Origin of the sequence: Arenimonas metalli CF5-1 (assembly GCF_000747155.1) — a bacterium.
GTDB lineage: Bacteria > Pseudomonadota > Gammaproteobacteria > Xanthomonadales > Xanthomonadaceae > Arenimonas > Arenimonas metalli.
On record NZ_AVCK01000047.1, the window covers coordinates 1 to 2,865 of the forward strand.

The 2,865-nt window shown below is 70.2% G+C and carries 3 protein-coding genes; 1 reads left to right on the forward strand and 2 read right to left on the reverse strand.

What is annotated here, in order from left to right; genetic code table 11:
- Positions 1-183: 183 nt before the first annotated feature.
- Both N787_RS11645 and N787_RS11650 read right to left on the reverse strand, forming a co-directional pair.
- Complete coding sequence (locus N787_RS11645; protein ID WP_034214305.1) at positions 184-1,131, reverse strand: mitochondrial fission ELM1 family protein; 948 nt, start codon at positions 1,129-1,131, stop codon at positions 184-186.
- A 62-nt stretch (positions 1,132-1,193) separates the two neighbouring features.
- The gene (locus N787_RS11650) at positions 1,194-2,018 is read right to left on the reverse strand and encodes a hypothetical protein (protein ID WP_034214307.1); all 825 of its coding nucleotides are present in this window, start codon (positions 2,016-2,018) and stop codon (positions 1,194-1,196) included.
- A 236-nt stretch (positions 2,019-2,254) separates the two neighbouring features.
- Here N787_RS11650 and N787_RS11655 point away from each other — a divergent pair, with 236 nt between their 5' ends.
- A complete protein-coding gene (locus N787_RS11655; protein WP_034214308.1) occupies positions 2,255-2,830 on the forward strand; it encodes a YceI family protein in 576 nt (191 codons plus the stop codon).
- The last annotated feature ends 35 nt before the right edge of the window (positions 2,831-2,865 follow it).

A 2,865-nucleotide genomic window follows, 5' to 3' on the forward strand; every position in this document is an offset into this window, starting at 1 on the left:
TTTTTGACGCGGATTAACGCGGATAAAAGCGGATTGTGCAAAAAGAAAATGGGGCGGTCAGAAAGAAGGGGGCGACTTTGCGTGCCCCATTGAAGTGGGCGCTTTCCCCGTTTGATTCCACGACTTCTTGTCGACCTGTCTAAAGGCTTTTCTCTATCCGCGTTTATCGGCGTTAATCCGCGTCTAAAAGATAGCGTCCCGCACCAGCGCCGCCACGCGCGGCGTTTCGCGCAGGGGCTCGCACGCGGCGTCGTGGGGGAGTTTGCCGAGGGGCTGGATGCGGCCGCGGGCCAGGACGTCGTCGAGGTAGCGCTTGATGCGGCCGGTGGCGCGCCCCGGTTCCGCGACATACACCGGCGCCGCGGTGGCGCAGGCTTCCGAGACCATGTTCACCGAGTCGGGCGAGACCACGATGCGGTCGGCCCAGCCCAGCGCGCCGGCGTAGGGGTTGGGGCCATCGCTGGCGTCGAACCAGCGCAGGCCCGGGGTGTCGGCCCAGTAGCTGCGCGAAAGTGCCGCCAGTTGCGCCGGCGTGCGGCGCGAGCCCACAACCAACAAGCTGCCGCCGCCCACCGCCAGCCAGTGCTCGAGCTTGGCCGACATCACCTCGAAGGCGCCGCGGTCGAAGCGCACCGCCGCGGTCGGGCCGCCCAGCAGCACCACGGTGCGCGGCGAGGGCAGCGAGGCGAACGCCGGGAAGGCCGCGCGGCCGTCGGCCAGCCAGGCATCGTCGACCGCGTGCAGGCTGCCGCACAGCGTGATGACGTTCGGACCGCGCAGGCCGTCGTGTTCGGGCGCCACCACGAGGTCCCAGTGCGAAGGATCGAGGCGCGGGTGCAGCAGTTGCACAACCTTGCTGCCGCGCGCCCGCAGCAGGCGCGTGGCCAGCGCCGGACGGCGTCCGCAGCCGACCACCCAGCCCGGCGGGGCGTCCAGCAGGCGCCGGAACTCCTCGCCGAAGGCGGCCTCGGCACCGGGCAGGCGCCGCGGCGCGAACCACGACCACGGCGCGCGTGTCGCCAGCGCCAGCTCCTTCGCCGCCGGATCCAGTGCGCGCGCGAGTGCCTGCGCCTGCAGGCGGTGGCCGGCGGCGCCGTCGTGCAGGAAGCGGGGGGTGGGGTCTGGCGGCATGGCCGAAGCCTAGCCGGAAAACCGGCGGCACCGCGAATCGCGATGCCGCCGGCGGGTCGGGCTCAGTCGCCGACGAAGCGGGTGCCGAAGTTGATGCTGGCGCTTTCGACCAGGCGCGCGTTGCCGCTCAGGCCCATCACGATCGTGATCGGACGGCGGAAGAAGCGCCGCGCCTGCGCCTCAGTCAGGCCCCACTGCTGCACCAGGCTGCGCTGGCTGAGCACCCCGCCGATGCACATGCGGGTGCCGGATTCGTACTGCACCTCGTAGTCGTCGGGCTGCAGCGTGCCGAACCGGTTCACCGAGGTCAGCGTGGTGCTCAGCGAGCCACCGAAGGGCAGGCCGGTGGCCGGGTTGATCAGCGCCGGGTCGTCGAGCACCTCGCTCTCGAAGCGGTAGGTCGGGCTCAGGCGGAAGGCGTACTGCGCCGGCGCGCCGGTGTAGTTGGCCAGGCTGTAGGACACGATCGGCGTCTGCCAGTGGCAGAGCAGGGTCTCGGCGCTGCGGCCGGGCAGGGTGATGCTGGCCAGGTCGGTGGCGTTGATCGGCGTCGTCGCCGGCGCAGGCGCCAGCTGGATGCAGTTCTCGAGCGCGGGCTCGCCAGCGACCGGCGAGCAGTTGTCCGTGAGCAGCAGGTTGATCGAGACCAGGCCCAGCCACTTCAGGGGCTTGCCGAAGGTGTCGGGGTCGCCGACCTCCTCGATGGTCAGCGCGGTGGGGGCGATGGCGCCGGCCTTGGCGGGCTTGGCTTCGCGGGCGATGGTCTGCTGGCCCGCGGCCAGCGAGTCGGCCAGCGGCGGGGAACGGAAGCTGTCGGCTTCGGGGGGCGGCGCAGCCAGCGCGACGGCGGGGGCTAGCAGCGCAGCGAACAGGGCGGTACGGGTCATGCGGTCTCTCCGTGGGCGGACTCGCGCGCCGGGCGGCGCGGCAAGGGGGGCGGCGGTCTTGCCTGCTCCCTCTCTCCAAGACGGAATTTGGCGCCCGGGCGGGGCAGTGGGGCACGCTCGCCGGGGTCCGGCGCAACGATACGTTGCGTGGGTCCGGCTATGTTGCACCAGCGGGATGACTACACTCCCCTCACTTGCCGGCACCCACGCTGGCGGCCCACCCCGGAGACCCCGCAATGACCTTCAAGCGCCTTGCCCTCGCCAGCCTGCTCGCCGTCGCCGCCTTCGGTGCCCAGGCCGCCGACAAGTACAACATCGACCCGACCCACACCCAGGTCGAGTTCACCTACAGCCACATGGGCTTCTCGAACATCACCGGCCGCTTCGACACGGTGCAGGGCGAGTTCCTGTTCGACCCGGCCAACCCGACCCAGTCCAGCGTCAACATCACCATCCCGGTCGAGAGCCTCAGCACCGGCGTGGAGAAGCTGGACGAGCACCTGCTCAAGGCCGATTTCTTCGACGCCGCCACCTACCCGACCGCCACCTTCAAGAGCACCGGCGTCACCGCCGCGGGCGACAACGCGCTCAAGGTCGCCGGCGACCTCACCATCCACGGCGTCACCCGCCCGGTGGTGCTGGACGTGACCATCAACAAGATCGGCGAGCACCCGATGGCCAAGGTCCCGGCCGCCGGCTTCGACGCCACCACCACCATCCTGCGCAGCGACTACGGCGTCGGCGGCTACGTGCCGGTGGTCGGCGACGAGGTCCGCATCGACATCACCGTCGAAGCCACCCTCGCCAAGTAATCCACCCCAAAAAAGGGGTCAGAGTAATTATTTGT

What these genes read in the sequence shown, in the direction of transcription:
- N787_RS11645 (WP_034214305.1), bottom strand. Translation starts at nt 1,131, where the DNA reads ATGCCGCCAGACCCCACCCCCCGCTTCCTGCACGACGGCGCCGCCGGC.
- N787_RS11655 (WP_034214308.1), top strand. Translation starts at nt 2,255, where the DNA reads ATGACCTTCAAGCGCCTTGCCCTCGCCAGCCTGCTCGCCGTCGCCGCC.
- N787_RS11650 (WP_034214307.1), bottom strand. Translation starts at nt 2,018, where the DNA reads ATGACCCGTACCGCCCTGTTCGCTGCGCTGCTAGCCCCCGCCGTCGCG.